The organism is Xanthobacter sp. BG11Y11_SDJG, from assembly GCF_057364445.1.
Genome location: NZ_JBNFNU010000013.1, coordinates 1 through 20,728 on the forward strand (window position 1 = coordinate 1; position 20,728 = coordinate 20,728).

A 20,728-nucleotide genomic window follows, 5' to 3' on the forward strand; every position below is an offset into this window, starting at 1 on the left:
CGTGCCGGCCGGGACCACCGACCTGGAGTCGACGGCGGCGGTCCGGGAAAACGCCGCTGCCCGCGGACACCGACACGGTCCGCGTCTTCGCCGGCTGCGAGCAGGCGGTGGCGCGCCGCCTGCGCGCCCATCTCCTCACAGCGCGCCGCCTCGACAAACGCCAGATCCAGGTCGCCGCCTACTGGCGCCGCGGCCACGAAGGCGTAGATATCGGCGATTGAACGCGAGCCCTCAGAGCCAGCCAAATGCTACGCCAGTTCTTTTCCTATTATGCGCCCTACAAGGGATTGTTCCTGCTGGATTTTTCCTGCGCCATCCTGTCTGGCCTGCTGGAGCTCGCGTTTCCGGTGGCGGTCAAGGCGTTCGTCGACCATCTGCTGCCGGCCCAGGACTGGGGGCTGATCCTGATCGCCGCGGTGGGCCTGCTCGTGATCTATCTCGTCAATACCGGCCTGATGGCGGTGGTGACCTATTGGGGCCACATGCTGGGCATCAACATCGAGACCGAGATGCGCGCGCGGGCGTTCGACCACCTGCAGAAGCTCTCCTTCTCCTTCTTCGACAACCAGAAGACCGGGCACCTGGTGGCGCGCCTCACCAAGAACCTGGAGGAGGTGGGCGAGGTCGCCCATCACGGGCCGGAGGACGTGTTCCTGGCGGTGATGACCTTCATCGGCGCCTTCCTCCTGATGCTGTGGGTCAATGTCCCGCTCGCCCTCATCACCGGCGCCATCGTGCCGGCGGTGGCGTTCGCCACCACCCATTACGGGCGCGCGATGACGGAGAATTTCCGCACCCTGTTCGGCCGGGTCGGCGCCTTCAACGCCCGCATCGAGGAGACCGTGGGCGGCATCCGCGTGGTCCAGGCCTTCGCCAACGAGGATCACGAGCGCGCGCTGTTCGCCGCCGACAATGGCCGCTACCGCCAGACCAAGCTCGCCGCCTACCGCCTGATGGCCGCCAACACCTCGCTCAGCTATGTGGGCATGCGCCTCACCCAGCTCGCGGTGATGCTCGCGGGCACCTGGTTCGTGGTGCGGGGCGAACTGTCGAACGGCGGCTTCGTCGGCTTCCTGCTGCTGGTGGCGGTGTTCTTCCGCCCGCTGGAGAAGATCGCGGCGGTGGTGGAGATCTATCCCAAGGGGATCGCCGGCTTCCGCTCCTACCTGGAATTCCTGGAGACCCGGCCCGACATCGCCGACCGGCCCGGCGCGGTTGCGCTCCAGGACGTGCGCGGCGCGGTGCGCTATGAAGACGTGAGCTTCGGCTACACGGCGGACAAGCGCGTGCTGAGCGGCCTGTCGCTCGCCATCGCGCCCGGCGAGACGGTGGCCTTCGTCGGCCCCTCGGGGGCGGGGAAGACCACCATCTGCGCGCTGCTGCCGCGCTTCTACGAGGTGGGGGCCGGGCGCATCACCATCGACGGTCACGACATCCGCGACGTGACGCTCGCCTCTTTGCGCCGGGCCATCGGCATCGTCCAGCAGGACGTGTTCCTGTTCGCAGGGACGATCCGGGACAACATCGCCTATGGCCGCCTCGGCGCCAGCGACGCCGAGATCATGAGCGCGGCGCGGCGGGCGATGCTCGACGAGATGATCGCCGGCCTGCCGGCCGGGCTCGACACGCTGATCGGCGAGCGCGGCGTGAAGCTCTCCGGCGGGCAGAAGCAGCGCCTCGCCATCGCCCGCATGTTCCTCAAGGACCCGCCGATCCTGATCCTGGACGAGGCGACCTCCGCCCTCGACACCGAGACCGAATGGGAAATCCAGCAGGCGCTCGCCGCTTTGTCCCGCGGCCGCACCACGCTGGTGATCGCGCACCGCCTGTCGACCGTGCGCAATGCCGACCGCATCCTCGTCGTCACCCGCGAGGGGGTGAGCGAGGAGGGCGGCCATGACCAGCTCCTGAAGGCCGGCGGCCTCTATGCGCGGCTGGTGAAGACCCAGACGGCGATCTGAGCCGTGTCGGGCGAGGGTTGCCTCCCCGCCCGACAGCAAGCGCCTGCGGCCCGCCGCGCCGATGGCGGGCGGGCCGGGCCGCGCCTCAGTGCTTGTGGCCGCTTGTAGCGGCGCCCACCGGCTCCACCTTGAACTGGACGTTGACGGTGCCGGCCTTCTCGAAGGTGAGGGTGCCGTCCACCAGCGTTCCCTCCTTGAGCGGTGCCTTCAGGTCCATGAACATGATGTGGTAGCCGCCGGGCTTCAGCTCGACGGTGCCGCCGGCCGGCACGGCGATGCCGTTCGCCAGCGGACGCATGGTCATCACGCCGTCCTTCATCGCCATCTCGTGGATCTCCACCCGGCCCGCGAACGGGGCGGTGGCGGAAACCAGGCGGTCGGCGGCGCCGGCATTCTTCAGCACCAGATAGCCCGCGCCGACCTTGGCGCCGGCGGGCGTGGCGCGCGACCAGGGATGGTCGATCTCGATGCTGCCAGCCTTGAAGTCATGCGCCATCGCGGCGCCGGACAGCAGCAGGCGCCCGCGGTCGCGGCGAGCAGAAGACGACGGCGGGACGTGATGTTGTGGGACATGGGAAAACTCCTTCAGTGGTCTACCCTCGCCTCCCGAAGCGGAGCGCGCCGACGCTGCGCGCCCGCTGTGGCGAGAGTGGGATGGCCCCGGCCACCTCCCGTAAGGCGGCGCAGCCGGGGCGAACGGATTCGGTCCGGGGCTCACAGCGCCTTGGCCCGGACGAAAGCGGCGGCGCCGGTCGCGCGCGCCTGGACCAGGAAGTCGGCCATCATCGCGTCGATGATCGCCGTGACCTCAGGCGGTGCCCGGCCGGGCGTGCCGGAATCGAAGGGCGGCTCGGGCGCATATTCGGCTAGAAGCTGCACGCCTTCCGCATAGGTGCGGTCGCGCAGGCTGCCCACCAGCGCGAGGCCGAAGTCGATGCCTGCCGTCACGCCGCCGCCGGTGATGCGGTTGCGGTCGCGCACCACGCGGCCGGGAGACGGGATGGCGCCGAACTCGGTCAGCACCTGCTGCGCCGCCCAGTGCGACGTGGCCCGATAGCCCTCCAGTAGCCCGGCGGCCCCCAGGAGCAGGGAGCCGGTGCAGACCGAGGTGACATATTTCGCGCGCGCACCGCGATCCTTCAGGAAGCGCAGGGTCGCGTCGTCCTCCATGGCGGCGAGGGTGCCGGTGGAGCCGCCGGGCACGCACAGGATGTCGAGGTCCCGCGGACAGTCCTCGAAATCCGCGGTGGGGGTGAAGATCAGCCCCGCGTCGCTGGTCACGGGCGCCTTGGTCTTGCCCACCACAACGGTGGTCGCCCCCATCAGGCTGGTGAGCATGTAATGCGGACCGACCATGTCGAGGGCCGTGAACTGGGGATAGACGAGAAAGGCGATCTTCTCGCTCCCCATCCAGTGCGCCGGCATCATGGACATGTCATGCCCGGACGGCGGGCGTCGCCGCCACGGCCGGGGCTTGCGCATGGGCCGCGGACGGCGCCGCCACCTGGGCGAGAAGCGGGCCGAGAAGGCCCGCAAGTGCAAGATCGCGTCGGGTCAGGTCCATCTCGGCCTCACTTGAAGGTCCAGGCGACCTTGCCGTAGACGCCGCGCGCCTCGCCGGGCGCGACGCGGCCGCCATAATAGTTGTAGGGCACGAAATAGTCTTCGCCGGTCAGGTTCTTGGCGGTGACCTGCGCTTTGAAGTTCTCGCTTTTCATAGGCGATCTTCGCGTCGATGGTGAAATAGGCCGAGGTCTCGTAGAGGTTGGCGAGGTCCACATAGGCGCCGGAGGCGGCATAGATGCCGGCGCCCACGCTCCATCCCTTGGCCACCTGCGGGTCGAACTTGTAGTTCACCCACAGGCGCCCGGAGTTCGGCGGCACGATGTTGAGCTGGCTGCCGGCCGGCGCGACGCCGGGAATGTCGTTAAGCAGCACCGCATCCACATAAGCGTAGTTGGCGAGCACCTGCCAGTTGTCTTTGGGCTGCCAGAGCAGATCGGCCTCGAAGCCGCGCGAGCGCTGCTCGCCGATGGCCTCGGAGGCGATGCCGGTGAACACCGGCACGCCGGTGCGGTTGATCTCGAACACGGCCATGGAGCCGGTAAGGCCATAGCCGAGGTTGAACTTGACGCCGCCTTCCAGCTGCGCGGAATGCTCGGGCTTGGGCGGGCCCAGATAGATGGTGAAGGGGTTGGCCTTCAGCCCCTCCGAATAGCTCGCATAGAGCGCGACGCCCTTGGTCACGTCCACCACGGCACCGATGCGCGGCAGAGCCTGCGTCGTGTCCATGCTGGACGAGGTCTGGAAGGCGGGCGAGACGCTGTCGATCTGAATGTTGGCCAGCCGAACGCCCGCCAGAAGGTGCAGCCGGTCCCAGACCGTGGTCTGGAGCTGGGCATAGGCGCCGGCGGTGGCGTAGATGTTCTGCGCGTCGGAGATGACGTTGGAATTGCCGATGCCCGGACCCGGCTCGATAAAGGGCGGATAGACTGGCGCGAGCAGGTTCACCGGCGGCAGAAGGAACAGGTCGAGCAGGTTGCCATACATATAGCCGGTGTCGGAAACGCGGCTGTAGTCGGCGCCGAACAGCAGCTTGTTCTTGGTGGCGCCTACATTGAACTCGGCCAACGCGTTGGCGACCACCGTCGCCTCCTGTTGCTCCTGGTAGAGCGAGACGTTGATCATGTTCCAGTAGGCGGGCGGGAAGCTCGGCGTGTTGCCGGTGAAGTCCACCCCCGCCAGGCTCGCGCCGACGAAGGTCTGCGCCAGCTCCTTGAACTGGGTGTTGGAGATCCTGGCCTGGATGTTGGTGGACCAGATCTCGTTGATCTGATGGTCGAAGTTCGCCGTGACGCTCGCCACCCGCGAATAGGAATCCGGCATGTTGGCCGGGCCGATGAACATGTTCGGATTGAGCCGGAACGCGCCGGTGACGGTGCCGGTGGCCGGCAGGCCCTGATAGTCCTGCTGCTCCCAGCTCGTGAGGCGCCCCTGGATCGTCAGGGTGGTGTCGGACTTGTTGGTGAAGGTCAGGGTCGGGTTGAGCGAATAGCGGTCGGTCTCCAGCACGTCGATGAAGGAGCCCGCGGAGGTGTATTCGCCCGTGAAGCGGAACAGCACCGTGCCGTCCTTGGTCAGCGGCGTGTTCACGTCGAAATAGGGCTGCAGATAGCTGTAGCTGCCGAAGGTGAAGCCCAGCTCGGCGAACGCCTTCTCGGTGGGCAGCTTGGAGACCAGGTTGATGACGCCGCCGAGCGGCGCGCCGGTGCCGCCGCCATAGAGGATGGCATTCGGCCCCTTCAGCACCTCGATGCGCTCGACGTTCACGAGCGAATCCCGGTCGCCGCCATTGTAGAAGGTGGTCAGCCCGTCCACCCAGTATTCCGCCGGGAAGCCGCGGATATAGGCGGAGGTGAAGGCGGGGGTCTGGACCGGATTGGTGCCCTGCGTCGCGCTCACGTTGCGCACCGCCTCGGCGACCGAGAGGTCGTCCTGGTCGTTGATGAGGGAGCGCGGCACCACCTGGATCGACTGCGGGATCTGCTCGATCGGGGTGTTGGTGCGGGTGGCGCTCGCCGCGGTCAGGGCACGATAGCCCTGGACCGGGCCGGCGGTGGTCTCTTCCACCGGCGGTCCTTGCGTGGTGCCGTCGGTGGCGGCGATGTCGGATTGGACGACGAGGGTCGGCAGCGGGGTCGGCGACTGGGCCAGGGCGGCCTGCGCCATCGCGATCAGCGATGCCGAGGCTGCCCAGGCGAGCCGGGGCGCGCGGGGCATGGGACGTCTCCATCAGGCGGAACGGGTTTGGTGAAACGGACCGTTACGCGCCGAGAGGAGGCCCTTGGGATGTGCGGGGATCGTGCCGGCTGGTGCCGAGGGGGGCGGCTTGCGCCAGCGCCAGCGCCGGCGGCCGCGCATGGTGGGAGATGGGAGCCGCCACCGCGGCGGCCGGCTCGGGCAGCGGCGGCGTCAGCGCGGCAAAGGCGCAGATCGCGCAGCGGGACAGATGGGAAGGGCGGTCCTGGTCCGCGCCGCCGGACGCCGGCCCGTCCTTGCTGGGAAGGCACAGCGCCGCCTCGGTTCCCGCCATGCCGGCGACGGACATCCGCTCGGCGACAGCGCCGGCGAAGACGAGCTGGAAGACAAGCGCATAGGCCAGCGCAAGGCCCACGGCTCCGCGCAGGCCCCTCAGCCAGTCCCCTCGCCGCCCCCGGCTGCCCACGTCCGCTCCACCCCGTCTGTCTTATGGATTGACAGATTCTTAATGCAGGGAAGCGGACCTGTCACCGGTGACCGCGGGGCGCCGGGGTGCGGCGCTCCGGCACGGCCGGCCTCACGCCAGCGCCGGCGGGCGGTTGTAGCCGGGGGCATGGTGCGCTCGAAGGCGCAGGCGGCGCGCACCACGTCGTCCTCGCAGCAGGCGCGCCCGACGATCTGCAGGCCGATGGGCATGCCAGCGGCCGACAGGCCGGCGCACACCGCGCCGGCCGGCTGGCCGGTGAGGTTGAATGGATAGGTATAGAACACCCACGAGACCAGGTTCCGGTCCTCCAGCCCCGCCGGCAGGTTGCGGCCTGCCTCAAGCGCGCTGACCGGCACCACGGGCGAGATCAGGAGGTCGTAGGTCTCGAAGAAGCGGCGCAGCTTCTCGCGCAAAGCGTAGCGCTCGAACACGCTGGCATAATAAGAGCGCATCTCCTGCGAGAGCGCCGGCATGAGGATGTCGGCCACCGCGGGGTCGAGCAGGTCGCGCTGGTTCTCCAGCACGCTGCGCAGCCGCGTGCCGACCCCGGCATAGAATTCCGCGGTCCACAGATCGGCGGGGTCGGTGTCGAACACCTGCTCCACCAGGTCCACCCGGCAGCCCAGCGCCTCGAAGGTCTCGGCCGCCCGGCCGGTGGCCGCCAGAACCTCCGGCTCGGGGCGGGCATAGCCGAAGGTGGGGCTGTAGGCGACGCGCATGCCGGCGACCGACGCGCGGGCCGCGCCCATCACGTCCGGCACCGGGCCGGCGACGCCGAACGGGTCGCGCCGGTCGAAGCCCGCCACCGCCGAGAACAGGAGTGCGGCATCCTCCATGGAGCGGGCGATGGGCCCCACATGGGCGAGCGTCGGCGTCGCCGAGGTGGGCCACACGGGCACCCGGCCGAACTGGCCCTTGAGGCCCGCAAGGCCCGACAGGGCGCAGGGAATGCGGATCGAGCCGCCGCCATCGGTGCCGAGCGCGAACGGCGTGATGCCGGCGGCGACCGAGGCCGCCGCGCCGGCGCTGGAGCCGCCCGGCGTCATGTCGAGGTTCCAGGGATTGCGGGTGATGCCGGTGAGCGGGCTGTCGCCGATCGGCTTGCAGCCGAACTCGCTGGTGGTGGTCTTGCCGATGAGGATGGCGCCCGCCGCCCGCGCCCGCTCCACCGCCGGGGCGTCCACGTCGGCGACATTGTTCGCCATGGCGCGCGAGCCGGAGGCGTAGCGCACCCCCTTCACCGCCATCAGGTCCTTGGCGGAGAAGGGCAGACCGTGCAGCACGCCGAGCGGGGCGCCGGCCATCACCGCATCCTCGGCGACGCGGGCGGCGGCCATGGCCTCCTCTTCCAGGATCACGAAGAAGGCGTTCAGCGTCTCCTGCGTCGCGATCGCCCGGTCGAGCGCGCGGCGCGTCAGCTCCACGGGCGAGACCTCGCGCCGCGCCACGAGGGTGCGCAGGGCGACGGCGCTCATGGCGTCGAATTCGGCGGACATGGCTTCCCCGCTTGGTTTGTGGAGCGGTGCCGGGCGGCCGGCAGAGGCCGCCCGGACACCCCCACACGTCTCGGTCAGGGCTTGAGACGTATCTTCTGCGTCTTCAGTTCAGGATCGCGAAGGCGCGCACCGGCGAGCCGGAGCCGCCCTTGAACTTCAGCGGCACGCCGAAGAACTGGAACTCGCCCTTGCCGACGAGCTGCTCCAGGTTCACCAGCCACTCCCAGTGGCTCATGCCGAGGTCGCGGCACAAACGGTGCTGGGCGAAGATGTTGTCGGTGGGCTTGTCGGTGGAGGGACCTTCCACGCCGTGCATCTTGGAGCCGCGCGCGTGCAGCCACTTGGTGGCCTCCACCGTGAGCAGCGGGTTCTTCCAGACCGAATCGAGGGTCGGATAGTTGCGCTCGTGGAAGCCGGTGCACAACAGCACGATGTGGCCGTCCACCTTCACGCCGGCGGCGGCCTCGGCCTTGTCCATGTCCTCGGCGGTGATGTCGCCGAGATCGGGGATGTGGCGCAGGTCGAAGCACACCGCCTTGCCCATGAACAGGTCGAGCGGCATCTCGTCGATCGGCGCGCCGTCCGCCTTCACGTGGCGGAACGCGTCCACGTGGGTGCCCACATGGTCGAGCATGGCGATGAAGTTGGTCTGGAAGGTCATCGCGTCGCCCTCCACGCCGAGCCCGAACGCCTTCGAGCTTTCGTGGCTCAGGTGGGTGGTGATGACCGGCCGCTGGAACAGCTTGTGGGCGGGCATGTTGTCTTCGATGAGAAGGCTGAGATCGATGACTTTGGACATGACGTCTCCTTGACGTGTCTGGTCTTGCTTGCGGAATCGTCGGTTCAGGCGGCCGGCTTCTTCTTGCCGAGAAAGGCTTCCATCACCTCCGGATCGCGCGCGAGCGCGGCGCTCGGCCCCTGGCGCGCCACGCGCCCGTTGGCGATGACATAGGCATGGTCGGCGATGGCGAGCGCGTAGGAGGCGAGCTGCTCCACCAGCAGGATGGTGAGCCCGGCCTTGTTCAGGTCGGAGAGCACGCGCATGAGCTGGTCGACGATCTTGGGCGCGAGGCCGAGCGACAATTCGTCGATCACCAGCAGTTCCGGCTCCGCCATCAGGCCGCGCGCGATGGCGAGCATCTGCTGCTCGCCGCCGGACATGGAGCCGGCCTGCTGGGCGAGCCGTTCCTTCAGGCGCGGGAACAGCTCCAGCACCTTCTCCAGCGTCTGCTTCGCCCGCGCGCCCTTGAGGCCGCCATGGACATAGGCGCCGAGCGTGAGGTTGTCCTCGACGCTCTGGTCCGGGAAGATCATGCGCCCCTCGGGCACCATGACGAGGCCGCGCGCCACCTTGGCATAGGCCGGCAGGCGGGTGGTGTCCGCGCCGCGGAACAGAACCTGGCCGCCCGACGGCATCACCAGGCCGGTGGCGCCCTTCATGGTGGAGGACTTGCCGGCGCCGTTATTGCCGATGACCGCCACCAGTTCGCCGCGCCGCACGGTGAGCGAGACGTCGCGCACCGCCACCGCAGCGCCGTAGCGCAGCTCCATGGACTTGATGTCGAGCAGGATTTCGGCCGCGCCGGGGGCGGGGGTATCGGTTCCGCTCATGGGGTGGCCTCCGCCGCGTCGGCAGGCTCCAGCGAGGTGCCGAAATAGGCCTCGATGACGCGCGGGTCGTCCTGCACCACGGCCGGCGTGTCGGAGGCGATGATCTGCCCGTAATCGAGCACGGTGACGGTGTCGGCCACCGCCATGATGAGCTCCACATGGTGCTCGATGAGCAGGACCGACACGCCGAGCGCGGCGATGCGGCGGATCATCTCCTCCAGCGCATCGATCTCCTGGGTGGTGAGGCCGGCGGCCGGCTCGTCGAGCAGCAGCAGGCGCGGGCGCGCCGCCAGCGCGCGGGCGATCTCCAGGCGCCGCTGGAGGCCGAAGGGCAGAAAGCGCGCCTCCTCGTTGGCGTAGTCCTGAAGGTCGACGAAGGCGAGCAGGCCGATGGCGGCGCGCCGGCACTCCTCCTCCTGGCGCCGCATGGCCGGCGTGCGCAGCAGCGCCGCCGCGAGGCCGTAGCCGAGGCCCTGCTGGTAGCCAACCATGACGTTTTCCAGCACCGTCAGTTCGCCAAACAGCTCGGTGTTCTGGAACGTGCGCGAGAGGCCGAGGCGGGCGATCTCGTGCGACTTCCTGCCGGCGAGCTGGACGCCGTCGATCTCGAATTCCCCTTCGGTGGGCCGGTAGAAGCCGGAAATGGTGTTGACGAAGGTCGACTTGCCGGCGCCGTTCGGACCGATGAGGGCATGCACCTCGCCCGGCTTCACGCGCAGCGAAGCCTTGTTGAGCGCGGTCAGGCCGCCGAAGCGCACGGTGAGGTCCCGTGCCACCAGTTCCGAGCGCTGGGTGCGCGGATCGCGCCGAAGCGTCTCCTCGGCCGGGATGCCCTCCGTCGCGCTCACGGCGCGCGGCCCGGGCCTCAGCTTCTTCAGGCCGAGGGTGAGCGAGCCCATGATGCCGCGCGCATCACGAACATCACCACCAGCAGCAGCGCGCCATAGGCAAACTTCTGCCACACCGCGAACTGCTGGAGATATTCCGGCAGATAGGTGAGGATATAGGCGCCGAGGATCGGCCCGAAGGTGGACGCCGCCCCGCCTAGGATCACCATCAGTAGGAAGCGCACGCTGTCCGAGAAGGTGAAGATGTCGGGCGAGATGTAGGAATTGAGGAAGGCGTAGAAGGTACCGGCGAGGCCCGCCGTCACCGCGGCGGCGACGAAGGCGAGCGTGCGCACGCCGGTGGCGTCCACGCCGAGCGCGCGCGCCGCGGTCTCGCTCTGCGACACCGCCAGCATGGCGCGGCCGAAGCGCGAGATCTTCAGATTGTGCGCGCCGGCGGCGGCAAGGAACAGCACCACCGCCAGCAGGCCGTAATAGGCATAGCCCGACAGGCGAAAGCCGAACAGGTTCGGCGAGGGAATGGAGGTGATGCCCGTGGTGCCGCCGGTCATGGACTGCCACTCGATGGCGACGTTCTCGACAATGAGGCCGAAGGCGATGGTGACCACCGCCAAGTAGACACCACGCACCCGGACCGTCGGATAGGCGAGCAGCACGCCGAAAAAGCCGGCGACGATGGCCGCCACCAGCGCCGCCGACACCATGTCGAAGCCGAGCCGGGTGGCGAGGATGGCCCCGGTATAGGAGCCGAGCGCGAACAGGCCCGCCTGGCCGAGCGAGACGAGGCCGGTGAGGCCCACCAGCACGTTCAGCCCCACGGCGATGATGCCGTAGATGAGGAACAGCATGAACAGGCGCAGCTCGTACTCGTTGTTCGAGGCGAGCGGCACGGCGACGAGGATCGCCGCCAGCGCCAGGAAGCCGATCGTGGTGAGGTGTCTCATACCTTCATCACCTCGCGCTTGCCGAACAGGCCCTGCGGGAACACGAGCAGGGTCAGGATCATCACCGAGAAGCCGACGATCTCGCGCGCGGCGGAGGAGATGTAGCCCTCCACGAACTTCTCCATCACCCCGTAGGCGAGGCCAGCGACCACCACGCCCGGTGCCGAGGTGATGCCGCCGATGATGGCCACCGCGAAGCCCTTCAGGCCCGGCAGGACGCCCATGGTGGAGGAGGCCTGCACCACCGGCGCCACCAGCACGCCGGCGGCGGCGCCGAGCAGGCCCGCAAGCGCGAAGGAGAAGGCCACCACCCGGTAGACGTTGATGCCCATGAGCGAGGCGGCGGCGCCGTTGTGGGCCACGGCGCGCATGGCGCGGCCGATCAGCGTGTGGTGCTGGAGGAGGCGCAGCCCGACCATGGCGATGAGCGCCACCACCGGGATCGCCAGTTCCTGCGGATAGACGCCGGCGCCGAGGATCTGGATCGAGGAGGAGATGCCGGGCGAGGGCAGCGGCAGCGCATAGCCCTGGGTCTGGATGGTGGCGACGCTCTCCACCATGATGCCGATGGCGATGGTGGTGAGCATCCAGCCCACCGAGCCGTGCTGGCCCAGGAACGGCCGCACCGCGATGCGCTCCAGCACCACGCCGAACAGGCCGCCGACCAGGATGGCGAGGACGCAGGCGAGCGCCAGTGGCAGGCCGGCGGCGAGGAAATAGACGGCGAGCAGGCCGCCGATCATCAGCGTGTCGCCATGGGCGAAGTTCACCGCCTTGGCGGACGACCACATGATGTGGAACCCGAGCGCCACCAGGGCATAGATGCCGCCGATGGCAAGGCCCGAGAGAATGTACTGCACCACCGTGCTCATGGCGGAGGGCCCGTCTGGTCAGGGGTGGGCGCCCGGCTCAGGCGGGGCGGAAGGCTTTGATGGCAGGCGAAGCGAGGGGCGGACGCTGCGCCCGCCCCCGCGCGCTCACTTGTCGTAGGGCGAACCCTTGAAGGGGATCAGCTTGCCCTCGTGCCAGACGGTCAGCAGGTAGTATTGCGGCAGCAAGGCGTCCTGGCGCTCCGGATCCTTCTTGTCGAAGGCGGGCTTATAGGGCGCCACAAGGCCGTCGCGGCTGACCTCGTAGAGCGCCGCCTGGACCTTCTTCCAGTCGTAGGCGCCGGCGATCTTGATGGCGTCGGCCAGAAGGTAGACAGCATCATAGGCGTCGGCGATGCCGGAGGCGGCCTTGATGTCCTTCGGGTCCTTGATGCCGGTCTTGGCCTCGATGGCGGCGAGCACCTTCTTGCCGGTGGCGCTCTGCTCGGTCTGGAACGAGTAGGTCTGCATCACCCGCACGCCGTTGGCGAGGGGGCCGGCAAGCTCGCCGAGATTGCCCGAGATGCCCCAGGCACCGATGATGGTCGGCTTCCAGGACGACTTGTCCATGGAGCGCAGGATCTGGTTGGCCTCGCGGTCCAGCGACCAGACGATCGCCACGTCGGCGCCGCTGTCGCGGGCGCGGATGACCTGGGGTGTCATGTCCTGGTCGTTCCAGTTGAAGGTCTCGGCGGCGGCGAGTTCCTTGCCCTTGGCGCCGAGCGCGGCCTTGATGTCCGGCAGCGCGCCGTTGCCCCAGCCGGTATTCTCATAGAAGAAGGCGATCTTGCCGGTCTTCGAGACCTTGAGCGCCTCGTCCACCAGGAAGCGGGCCACCCACTTGTCCTTGGCGGAGATGCGGAACATGAAGTTCGGGTCGCGCCCGTTCTCGATCGCCTTGGTGTTGGCTGCCCACACGCCCATGTAGGGAATGCCGATCTCGTGGATCGGGTCCACCTGGGCGAGCGCACTGTGGAGTGGAAGCCGCCGAGCACCGCGACGCACTTGTCGGCGAGCGCGATGCGGCGGGTGTTGTCGACGCCGCGCGGCGGGGCGCCGGCATCGTCGTACTGGATCAGCTTGAGCTTCTTGCCCGAGACGCCGCCGCGGCGTTGATCTCGTCGATGGCGATCTCGGCGCCGAGCTTGATGGCCTGGCCCGAGAACGCGGCCGGGCCGGTGACGGCCACGGAATTGCCGATGCAGGGCTCCTGCTGGGCGAAGGCGCCGGTGGCCGACAGGCCGAGCGCCAGCGTCGCGGCCAAGAGCCGGCCGCGCAACGAAGTCTCTGGAAGCATTTTGTTTTCTCCTGCCGTCTACAGGATGAGTGGGGTCGATGACGCCCCAAAAATCACGAGCAGGGAAAAGCTAGATGCAGGCTCTGGCAATCGACAAAGATTAATTTCCAATCATAGATATCGGAAACGCCTATGACATATAACAATAGGCAATACCGATGCGCGCATGATCATTATAACCTATTGAAAATACAATTGTTTCACATATTGAATGCCCATAGCTTGTGCATATGGCGCTTTATCATGCAGTTTGACAATCGCTCCTGATCCGGCGAACGTTCCTCGCCGGAAGGGCACGATATGGAAATCCGGCAGCTCAAATACTTCGTCCAGATCGCGGAAAGCGGGAATTTCTCGCGGGCGGCCGAGATCCTCCGCATCGCCCAGCCTTCGCTCAGCCAGCAGATGAAGAACCTGGAGGAGGAGCTGGGGGTCGATCTCCTGCTGCGCCACGCCCGCGGCGTCACCCCCACCGAACTCGGCCAGCAGCTCTACGACCATGCCCGCCGCATCCTCCAGGAGGTGGACCGGGCGAAGGACGTGGTCCGCTCCCGGTCCCGCAACCCGTCCGGCAAGGTCTCGGTGGGCCTGCCCACCTCGGCCTGCCGCGGCCTCGGCCTTCCGCTCATCTCGGCGCTGGCCGAGCGCCAGCCCAACATCACGCTGCACGTGGTGGAGGCGATGACGGGCTATCTCGACGACTTCCTTCAGCACGGCCGCCTGGACGTGGCCTTGCTCTACGACCACAAGGCGTTCGAGCACGTGGCCTGGACCGAGATGATGGTCGAGGACCTGATGCTGTTCGTGCCGCCCGACCATCCGCTCGCGGGGGCGCAGGCGGTGACCTTCCGCGAGATGTTCGACCTGCCCGTGGTGCTGCCCGGCGCGCCCAACGTCATGCGCACCGTGATCGAGCAGTTCGCCGCCCGGCACGACGTGGTGCCCGCGGCCATGGCCTGCGACAGCCTGCCCACCATTTCGCGCCTGGTGCAGTCCGGCCGGGCGCTCGGCGTGATGCCGCATTTCGCCTTCCTCGACGAGATGGCACGGGGCGAGATGGTGGCGATCCCCATCATCGAGCCGACGCCCTCCTGGCGGCTCTCGGTGGTGGTCTCCCAGCGCACCATGAATCCGCGCGGCGCGGAAGCGGTGGCCGAGGTGATGGCGGACGTGATCGCCACCATGGTCGAAAGCGGCGCCTGGCGCGCCAAGCTCACCGGCGAGAAGTCCCGCGCCGAGCCGCGCGCGGCGGCGCGCTGAGGCGGTCTCGCGTCTGGCGCGGGGCTTGCCTGCTGGATCAGCGGTCGGGCCCGTCAACGTCTGCGGAGACGTCATGAGCCTTTATCTGAAGCAGTTGCGCTATCTCGTGGCGCTGGCGCGGCACCGGCACTTCGGCCGGGCGGCAGCGGAATGCCAGATCAGCCAGCCGGCCCTCTCGCAGGCGCTGCGGCAGCTGGAGCACGCGTTCCAGGTGCCGATCGTCGACCGCCACAATCAGGGCTTCGAGGGCTTCACGCCCCAGGGCGCGCTGGTGCTGGACTTCGCCCGCCGGACCCTGGACGGCTTCGCCCACCTGAACCAGGAACTGCTTTCGGCCGGCAGCGCGCTTTCCGGGCATGTGCGGCTCGGCGTGATCCCGGTCGCCATGCCGGGCATCTCCATCATCACCACCGCCTTCAACCAGCTGTATCCGAACGTGAGCGTCTCGGTGTCCTCGCTCAATTTTTCGGCGCTGAAGGCCGGGCTCGAGAATTTCGACGTGGACATCGGCATCAACTATCTCGACCACGGCGCATCAACCGGCCTGCGGCCTTATTTTCTCTACGACGAATCCTATTTCCTGATCGCTCCGGCCGACCATCCCGTCGCCCGGCAGGAGAGCGTGACCTGGACCGAAGCCGGACGCCTGCCCTTGTGCATGCTGACGCCGGACATGCAGAACCGGCGCATCCTCGACCGGGTGTTCGCCAGCGTCGGCGCCTCGCCGCGCACGGTGATCGAGACCAATTGCGCGCTCGCTTTGTGCTCCCACGTGCGACCCGGCCACTGGTTCGCGGTGGTGCCCAACACCTTCTTCCTGATGGTGGGCGAATGGAGCGAGACCCGCGCCATCCGCCTCGTGGAGCCGACCATCACCAACACCATCGGCATCATGGTGCTTGAGCGCGAGCCCCAGCCGCCGGCAGTGCGGGCCTTCCTGGAGGTGGCCGAGGACATCTCCATGGCCGACGAACTGATGCGCTTCGCGCCCGCCAATGCCCGCAAGGTCCGCGCCGGCTGATGCGCGGGCGGGCCTCAGGCGGCCGCCAGCACCGCGACGCCGATCATGCAGTCGCGCGTCACCAGGGCGGCGAGGTCCTCCTCGCCCATGCCCGCGGTGCCGGCCGGCCGCTCCGGCAGCACCAGATACCGCATGTCGGCGTTGGAATCGTGCACCACCACCCGCGTCGCAGCAGGCAGTTCCAGCCCGAACTCCCTCAGCACCGCGCGCGGCTCGCGCACCACCCGCGCCCGGTAGGCCTTGCTGATGTACCAAGCCGGCGGCTGGCCAAGGATCGAGCGCGGATAGCATGAGCACAGGGTGCAGCAGACGAGATTGTGCGTGGCGCCGTCATTCTCCACCACGATCAGTTGCGCCTCGCCGACGCCGATGCCCAGTTCCGCCGCGGCCGACTTGCCGTTTTCCAGCAGGCGCGCCTTGTAGGCCGCGTCGGTCCAGGCGCGGGCGACGATCTTCGCGCCGAGATGCACGCCGGGCGCCTCGATGCGCTCGATCTCCCGCCGCACCTCCTGGGGCGCCACAAGATTGCGCGCCACCAGCAGCGCCTGCAGCGCGGCGACCCTTATCTGCCCCTCGATGTTGCCGGCCTCGTCCTCCACCACCAGCGGCTCGTGGGGCGCGTGGCCGTGATCGTGGTCGTGCCCATGCTCATGGTCGTGCTCGTGACCGTCGTGGGTCATTGGTGCCTGTCTCCCGTCTGGTCAGGGGGCCGGCGGCGGCTCGGCGGCGGCCAGCCAGTGGTCGTAGATCTCGATGGCGACCATGTCGCCAGCGGGGCCGTCATAGTCGGGCCACAGCTCGGTCATCGCGAAGCCGACCCGGTAGAGCGGCACCACGGGGCCGCACACCCGGCCGATCGCGAGGTCTTCGGGATTGAGGAACATGCCGGCGCGGTGCAGCACCGTGCCCACGTGATGGCGCACATAGAAGGGCGTGCGCACATGGCCCGGCTTGCCGAGGTCGAGCACGCGCACCCTGTCGCCCGCATCGAAGCGCGGCTTCATGGGGCGCATTCGGGCGCCGGCTCCCACTGCGCCCGCGCCTCGGCCACCGCGGCCTCGTATTCCTCGCGCGTGAACACGCCCTTCTCGATCAGGATGTCGAGCATCGCCTCGAGGCGCCGGCGGTAGAAGGAATAGGACCGGTACTTCTCCTCGCCGAAGGATTCGAAGCCGCGCCTGAGCTCGTCCAGCGACATCATGCGCCGGGTGCCGTCGCCGAGCACGTTGCGGATCGCCTCCACCTGCTTCTCCCACTGCAGCCAGGGCAGTTCGACGATGGGGATCTCGCCGGCGCTGGCGCCGCCGATATCGTGGTATCCGCGGGTCATCCTGGTCTCCCTCACGCGCGCCGGATGGCGAAGCTGTCCACGTAGGCCTGGGGCTGGGACGGATCGAACACCTTGCCGAGGATGGTGTGCTTGACCGACGCCGAGGCCGGCGCGGCGAACCCCATGTCCTTCATGCGCTTGGCGGCGTCGGTGGCGAGGAACACCTGCTGGGCGACGCCCTGGTAGTCCACGTCCTTCGGCACCATGTCCCAGCGGCGCAGCTGGGTGAGCAGCCAGACCGCGGTGGAGGTGTAGGGGAAGGGCTTGAAGCCGATGCGGTTGGGCTCGCTCACCACCTGGCCGAGGCCGTCGGCGTAGCGGCCCACCAGCACCTGCTCCAGCACCGTCTGCGGCTGGTTGAGATAGGCGGCGGGGGCGAGCAGCTCGGCCACCTTCTTGCGGTTCTCCTGTTTGTCGGCGAATTCCGTCGCCCGCACCACGGCGCGGAACATGGCGCCGTAGCTGTTGGGCGCCTCGGAGATGAACTTGTCGGTGACCGAGACCACGCAGCAGGGATGGTCCATGAAGATGTCGCGCGTCAGCAGGTGCAGGAAGCCGACGCCCTCGAACACCGCCCGCTGGCCCCACGGCTCGGCGAACAGCATGCCGTCGAGATTGCCGGCCGCCATGTTCGCCACCGAATCCGGCGGCGGGAACACGCGCAGCTCCACGTCCTTGTCGGGGTCGAGGCCGTGCTCGGCGAGATAGTAGCGCAGCAGCATGGCGTGCATGGAATGCTGGTGCGGGATGCCGAACTTGAAGCCTTTCCAGTCCTTCGGATCGCGCCGGTCCTTGTGCTTGACGTGCAGCGTGATGGCATTGCCGTTCACGTTCTGCACCGAAGAGACGTAGGTGCGCATGGCCGGGCCGCCGACGCCCATGGTCATGGTGAGCGGCATGGCGAGCACCAGGTGGGTGGCATCGAACTCGGTCGCCGCGAGCTTGTCGCGCACGATCGCCCAGCCGGGCGTGCGCGCCAGCGTCACGCTCTCCAGCCCCTCCTTGCCGTATTCGCCCATGGCGTGGGCGAGCAGCAGCGGGACGGTGCAGGTGATCGGCACGTAGCCGATATTGAGCTTGGTCTTCTCCGGCTTTCCTGATTCCTGGGCGATGGCCTTGGCGGTGCCGAGCGGGAACAGCTGGCCGATCGCCGCGAGCGCCGTCGCCGCTCCTACCGACTGGAGGAAGGCGCGGCGCTGCACCGGGTTGGGGATCATGGCGTTGAGCACCGCCGTCTCCACCACCCGATCCACGTAATTCTCCGTGCCCTCGTAGGCATCCGCGCCCATGGCCGGGCCGAGCGTGTCGCGATGCTGGCCCATGGCGCCGCGGCAGCCGCAGGCGCAATCGGGGCGGAGGCGGCGCGGTCGATGGTCCTCGGTCATGATCTGGCATCCCCTCGGCAGGCCACGGAACGACCATCCGATCTGCAACCGGCGTGCCACGACGCCCGATCCGACCGGAGCCGCGGAAATATCGACCTAAATAAGTCTCACTTATCGCGCGTTTAAATAGGAGCGCTTCGATCATGAGCGCGCAAAAGCTTACATTTTAATCTGTCTGACATTTGAGATTGCGCGCATTTTATCTGCGATCCACAGGCCCGAACGCGAAGCGCTCCGGCGGATAGACTATGGAGATCGCCATGAACGGACTCGGCGGATTGAACAAGTCGGACCACGGCGTCGTGCTGGGCATGGTCCAGCTTCAGCTGCCGAACGTCGTCACTCCGGCCGACCTCGAGGCGCAGACGCAGAAGATCGTCGCCATGGTGGCCAAGGCGCGCCGCAATCTCGGCACCATGGATCTCGTGGTCTTCCCGGAGTATGCGCTGCACGGCCTCTCCATGGACACCAACCCCGAAATCATGTGCCGGGTGGACGGGCCAGAGGTGGCGGCCTTCAGGCAGGCCTGCATCGACAACAAGATCTGGGGCTGCTTCTCCATCATGGAGCTGAACCCCGGCGGGATGCCCTACAATACCGGCCTCATCATCGACGATCAGGGCGAGATCCGCCTGAACTACAGGAAGCTCCATCCCTGGGTGCCGGTGGAGCCGTGGGAGCCGGGCAATTTCGGCATCCCCGTCATCGACGGACCGAAGGGGGCGAAGATCGCGCTCATCATCTGCCATGACGGCATGTTCCCGGAGATGGCGCGCGAATGCGCCTACAAGGGCGCGGAGATCATGATCCGCACCGCCGGCTACACCGCGCCGATCCGCGCCTCCTGGCGCTTCACCAACCAGGCGAACGCGTTCCAGAACCTGATGGTGACGGCGAACGTGTGCATGTGCGGCTCGGACGGCTCGTTCGATTCCATGGGCGAAGGCATGATCGTGAACTTCGACGGCACCATCCTCGCCCACGGCGAGACCGGGCGGGCCGACGAGATCATCACCGCCGAGGTGCGCCCGGATCTGGTGCGCGAGGCGCGGCGCGTCTGGGGCGTGGAGAACAACATCTACCAGCTCGGCCACCGCGGCTATGTGGCGGTGAAGGGCGGCGCGCAGGACTGCCCCTACACCTTCATGCAGGACATGGTGGCCGGAAAATACCGCCTGCCCTGGGAGGACGAGGTCCGCGTCACCGACGGCACGCCCTGCGGCTTCCCGGCGCCGACGCGCCTCTATGGCGGCGGCGCCTGAGGGCGCGGCCCCGGCTTCGCGCCCGGCGGGATCGCATGTAGGTTGCCGCGCCCTGCCGTGGGAATGCGGGGCGGCGATGCGGGCGTGTGGACACGATGGATCAGGTCGATTGCTTGGTGGTGGGGGCCGGCGTGGTGGGGCTGGCGGTGGCGCGGGCGCTGGCCATGGCGGGCCGCGAGGTGGTGGTGATCGAGGCGGCGGACGCCATCGGCACCGGCATCTCCTCGCGCAATTCCGAGGTGATCCATGCCGGCATCTACTACCCGCCGGGCAGCCTGAAGGCGAAGCTGTGCGTGAAGGGGCGCGAGGCGCTCTACGCGTTCTGCGCCAGCCACGGCGTGGCCCATCGCCGGCTCGGCAAGCTGATCGTGGCGGCGAATGCCGAGGAGGTCGGCTACCTGGAGAAGCTGGCCGCCAACGCCGCCGCCTGCGGCGTCAGCGACCTGCGCCTCCTGGACGGCGCCGAGGCGCGGGCGCTTGAGCCGGCGCTGTCGGTGCATGCGGCGCTGCTCTCGCCCTCCACCGGCATCGTCGATTCCCATGGCTACATGCTGGCGCTGCTGGGCGACATGGAGGCGGCCGGCGGCATGCTGGCCCTGTCCGCGCCCTTCGTTGGGGCCGAGCCGGTCACGGGCGGCCTCAGGGTGCGCACCGGCGGCCCCGCGCCGATGACGCTCGGCTGCCGCGTGCTGGTGAACGCCGCCGGCCTCGATGCGCCCGCCGTCGCCGCCGCCATCGACGGCATGCCGCAGGCAAAGGTGCCGGAGCAGACGCTGGCGAAGGGCAACTACTTCTCCTGCACCCGCAAGGTGCCGTTCCGCCACCTGATCTATCCGGTGCCCGAGCCGGGCGGGCTCGGCACCCACCTGACGCTCGATCTCGCCGGCCAGGGCCGCTTCGGGCCGGACGTGGAATGGGTGAGCGCGCGCCGCTACGAGGTCGACCCCGCGCGGCGCGGCTCCATGCTGGCCTCGATCCGCCGCTACTGGCCGCAGATCGAGGCCGACGACCTCGTTCCCGGCTATAGCGGCATCCGCCCGAAGATTCCCGGCCCCGGCGGCGGCGCGCCGGACTTCCTGATCCAGGGGCACGAGGCCCACGGGGTGGCGGGCCTCGTCAACCTGTTCGGCATCGAATCTCCGGGCCTGACCAGCGCGCTCGCCATCGGCGATGAGGTGGCGGCCCTTCAGGCCTGAGG

18 protein-coding genes and 2 pseudogenes are annotated in these 20,728 nt (G+C 68.4%); 6 read left to right on the plus strand and 14 right to left on the minus strand.

What is annotated here, in order from left to right; translation table 11 throughout:
• Positions 1–221 (plus strand): SIP domain-containing protein (locus tag AC2W7M_RS03050; RefSeq protein ID WP_486129957.1); only part of this gene is annotated, 221 nt, incomplete at its 5' end.
• A 24-nt stretch (positions 222–245) separates the two neighbouring features.
• A complete protein-coding gene (locus tag AC2W7M_RS03055; RefSeq protein WP_486129959.1) occupies positions 246–1,961 on the plus strand; it encodes an ABC transporter ATP-binding protein in 1,716 nt (571 codons plus the stop codon).
• An 85-nt stretch (positions 1,962–2,046) separates the two neighbouring features.
• Here the strand turns inward: AC2W7M_RS03055 and AC2W7M_RS03060 are convergent, their stop codons facing one another.
• The 10 genes and pseudogenes from AC2W7M_RS03060 to AC2W7M_RS03105 form a co-directional block, all read right to left on the minus strand.
• Positions 2,047–2,457 carry a copper chaperone PCu(A)C gene (locus AC2W7M_RS03060; protein WP_486129961.1) on the minus strand — a complete coding sequence of 137 codons (411 nt, stop codon included), beginning with the start codon at positions 2,455–2,457 and terminating at the stop codon, positions 2,047–2,049.
• A 218-nt stretch (positions 2,458–2,675) separates the two neighbouring features.
• Positions 2,676–3,371, minus strand: a complete 696-nt coding sequence (locus AC2W7M_RS03065; protein ID WP_486129963.1) for a DJ-1/PfpI family protein — start codon at positions 3,369–3,371, stop codon at positions 2,676–2,678.
• A 144-nt stretch (positions 3,372–3,515) separates the two neighbouring features.
• A complete protein-coding gene (locus AC2W7M_RS03070; protein WP_486129965.1) occupies positions 3,516–5,741 on the minus strand; it encodes a TonB-dependent siderophore receptor in 2,226 nt (741 codons plus the stop codon).
• A gap of 43 nt (positions 5,742–5,784) precedes the next feature.
• The gene (locus AC2W7M_RS03075; protein WP_486129967.1) at positions 5,785–6,135 is read right to left on the minus strand and encodes a hypothetical protein; all 351 of its coding nucleotides are present in this window, start codon (positions 6,133–6,135) and stop codon (positions 5,785–5,787) included.
• Positions 6,136–6,152: 17 nt separating this feature from the next.
• Positions 6,153–7,703 (minus strand): amidase family protein, encoded by a 1,551-nt coding sequence (locus AC2W7M_RS03080; RefSeq protein WP_486129969.1) that lies wholly within the window; start codon positions 7,701–7,703, stop codon positions 6,153–6,155.
• A gap of 103 nt (positions 7,704–7,806) precedes the next feature.
• The gene (locus AC2W7M_RS03085; protein ID WP_486129971.1) at positions 7,807–8,502 is read right to left on the minus strand and encodes a cyclase family protein; all 696 of its coding nucleotides are present in this window, start codon (positions 8,500–8,502) and stop codon (positions 7,807–7,809) included.
• A 44-nt stretch (positions 8,503–8,546) separates the two neighbouring features.
• Positions 8,547–9,314, minus strand: a complete 768-nt coding sequence (locus AC2W7M_RS03090) for an ABC transporter ATP-binding protein (protein WP_486129973.1) — start codon at positions 9,312–9,314, stop codon at positions 8,547–8,549.
• Positions 9,311–11,106, minus strand: a pseudogene (locus tag AC2W7M_RS03095) (branched-chain amino acid ABC transporter ATP-binding protein/permease). Before AC2W7M_RS03095 ends, AC2W7M_RS03090 begins: the two are co-directional and overlap by 4 nt.
• A complete protein-coding gene (locus AC2W7M_RS03100) occupies positions 11,103–11,978 on the minus strand; it encodes a branched-chain amino acid ABC transporter permease (RefSeq protein WP_486129975.1) in 876 nt (291 codons plus the stop codon). The pseudogene AC2W7M_RS03095 and the gene AC2W7M_RS03100 overlap by 4 nt, the downstream one beginning before the upstream one ends.
• Before the next feature lie 105 nt (positions 11,979–12,083).
• Positions 12,084–13,272 (minus strand): annotated as a pseudogene (locus AC2W7M_RS03105) (ABC transporter substrate-binding protein).
• 300 nt (positions 13,273–13,572) lie between these two features.
• Between AC2W7M_RS03105 and AC2W7M_RS03110 the strand changes: the two are divergent.
• Complete coding sequence (locus tag AC2W7M_RS03110; RefSeq protein WP_486129977.1) at positions 13,573–14,532, plus strand: LysR family transcriptional regulator; 960 nt, start codon at positions 13,573–13,575, stop codon at positions 14,530–14,532.
• Between the two features lie 73 nt (positions 14,533–14,605).
• Positions 14,606–15,553 (plus strand): LysR family transcriptional regulator, encoded by a 948-nt coding sequence (locus AC2W7M_RS03115; protein ID WP_486129979.1) that lies wholly within the window; start codon positions 14,606–14,608, stop codon positions 15,551–15,553.
• A 14-nt stretch (positions 15,554–15,567) separates the two neighbouring features.
• Here the strand turns inward: AC2W7M_RS03115 and AC2W7M_RS03120 are convergent, their stop codons facing one another.
• The 4 genes from AC2W7M_RS03120 to AC2W7M_RS03135 are packed head-to-tail and all read right to left on the minus strand — an operon-like array spanning position 15,568 to position 18,268.
• Positions 15,568–16,233 carry a nitrile hydratase subunit alpha gene (locus AC2W7M_RS03120; RefSeq protein ID WP_486129981.1) on the minus strand — a complete coding sequence of 222 codons (666 nt, stop codon included), beginning with the start codon at positions 16,231–16,233 and terminating at the stop codon, positions 15,568–15,570.
• Between the two features lie 21 nt (positions 16,234–16,254).
• Complete coding sequence (locus tag AC2W7M_RS03125) at positions 16,255–16,557, minus strand: SH3-like domain-containing protein (RefSeq protein WP_486129983.1); 303 nt, start codon at positions 16,555–16,557, stop codon at positions 16,255–16,257.
• Positions 16,554–16,883, minus strand: a complete 330-nt coding sequence (locus tag AC2W7M_RS03130; protein ID WP_121623839.1) for an SH3-like domain-containing protein — start codon at positions 16,881–16,883, stop codon at positions 16,554–16,556. Before AC2W7M_RS03130 ends, AC2W7M_RS03125 begins: the two co-directional genes overlap by 4 nt.
• 11 nt (positions 16,884–16,894) lie before the next feature.
• Entirely contained in the window at positions 16,895–18,268 is a 1,374-nt protein-coding gene (locus tag AC2W7M_RS03135) for a CmpA/NrtA family ABC transporter substrate-binding protein (protein ID WP_486129986.1), read from the minus strand.
• Between the two features lie 260 nt (positions 18,269–18,528).
• On the opposite strand from AC2W7M_RS03135, the gene AC2W7M_RS03140 reads away from it, so the two are divergent.
• Both AC2W7M_RS03140 and AC2W7M_RS03145 read left to right on the plus strand, forming a co-directional pair.
• On the plus strand, positions 18,529–19,530 hold the full coding sequence (locus tag AC2W7M_RS03140) for a formamidase (RefSeq protein WP_486129988.1): 1,002 nt from the start codon (positions 18,529–18,531) through the stop codon (positions 19,528–19,530).
• A 95-nt stretch (positions 19,531–19,625) separates the two neighbouring features.
• Complete coding sequence (locus tag AC2W7M_RS03145) at positions 19,626–20,726, plus strand: NAD(P)/FAD-dependent oxidoreductase (protein WP_486129990.1); 1,101 nt, start codon at positions 19,626–19,628, stop codon at positions 20,724–20,726.
• The last annotated feature ends 2 nt before the right edge of the window (positions 20,727–20,728 follow it).

Excerpts from the sequence above, each read along its gene's own strand:
- AC2W7M_RS03055 (WP_486129959.1), top strand. The coding sequence starts at position 246 with ATGCTACGCCAGTTCTTTTCCTATTATGCGCCCTACAAGGGATTGTTC.
- AC2W7M_RS03060 (WP_486129961.1), bottom strand. The coding sequence starts at position 2,457 with ATGGCGCATGACTTCAAGGCTGGCAGCATCGAGATCGACCATCCCTGG.
- AC2W7M_RS03065 (WP_486129963.1), bottom strand. The coding sequence starts at position 3,371 with ATGGGGAGCGAGAAGATCGCCTTTCTCGTCTATCCCCAGTTCACGGCC.
- AC2W7M_RS03070 (WP_486129965.1), bottom strand. The coding sequence starts at position 5,741 with ATGCCCCGCGCGCCCCGGCTCGCCTGGGCAGCCTCGGCATCGCTGATC.
- AC2W7M_RS03080 (WP_486129969.1), bottom strand. The coding sequence starts at position 7,703 with ATGTCCGCCGAATTCGACGCCATGAGCGCCGTCGCCCTGCGCACCCTC.
- AC2W7M_RS03085 (WP_486129971.1), bottom strand. The coding sequence starts at position 8,502 with ATGTCCAAAGTCATCGATCTCAGCCTTCTCATCGAAGACAACATGCCC.
- AC2W7M_RS03090 (WP_486129973.1), bottom strand. The coding sequence starts at position 9,314 with ATGAGCGGAACCGATACCCCCGCCCCCGGCGCGGCCGAAATCCTGCTC.
- AC2W7M_RS03100 (WP_486129975.1), bottom strand. The coding sequence starts at position 11,978 with ATGAGCACGGTGGTGCAGTACATTCTCTCGGGCCTTGCCATCGGCGGC.
- AC2W7M_RS03110 (WP_486129977.1), top strand. The coding sequence starts at position 13,573 with ATGGAAATCCGGCAGCTCAAATACTTCGTCCAGATCGCGGAAAGCGGG.
- AC2W7M_RS03115 (WP_486129979.1), top strand. The coding sequence starts at position 14,606 with ATGAGCCTTTATCTGAAGCAGTTGCGCTATCTCGTGGCGCTGGCGCGG.
- AC2W7M_RS03120 (WP_486129981.1), bottom strand. The coding sequence starts at position 16,233 with ATGACCCACGACGGTCACGAGCACGACCATGAGCATGGGCACGACCAC.
- AC2W7M_RS03125 (WP_486129983.1), bottom strand. The coding sequence starts at position 16,557 with ATGAAGCCGCGCTTCGATGCGGGCGACAGGGTGCGCGTGCTCGACCTC.
- AC2W7M_RS03130 (WP_121623839.1), bottom strand. The coding sequence starts at position 16,883 with ATGACCCGCGGATACCACGATATCGGCGGCGCCAGCGCCGGCGAGATC.
- AC2W7M_RS03135 (WP_486129986.1), bottom strand. The coding sequence starts at position 18,268 with ATGACCGAGGACCATCGACCGCGCCGCCTCCGCCCCGATTGCGCCTGC.
- AC2W7M_RS03140 (WP_486129988.1), top strand. The coding sequence starts at position 18,529 with ATGAACGGACTCGGCGGATTGAACAAGTCGGACCACGGCGTCGTGCTG.
- AC2W7M_RS03145 (WP_486129990.1), top strand. The coding sequence starts at position 19,626 with ATGGATCAGGTCGATTGCTTGGTGGTGGGGGCCGGCGTGGTGGGGCTG.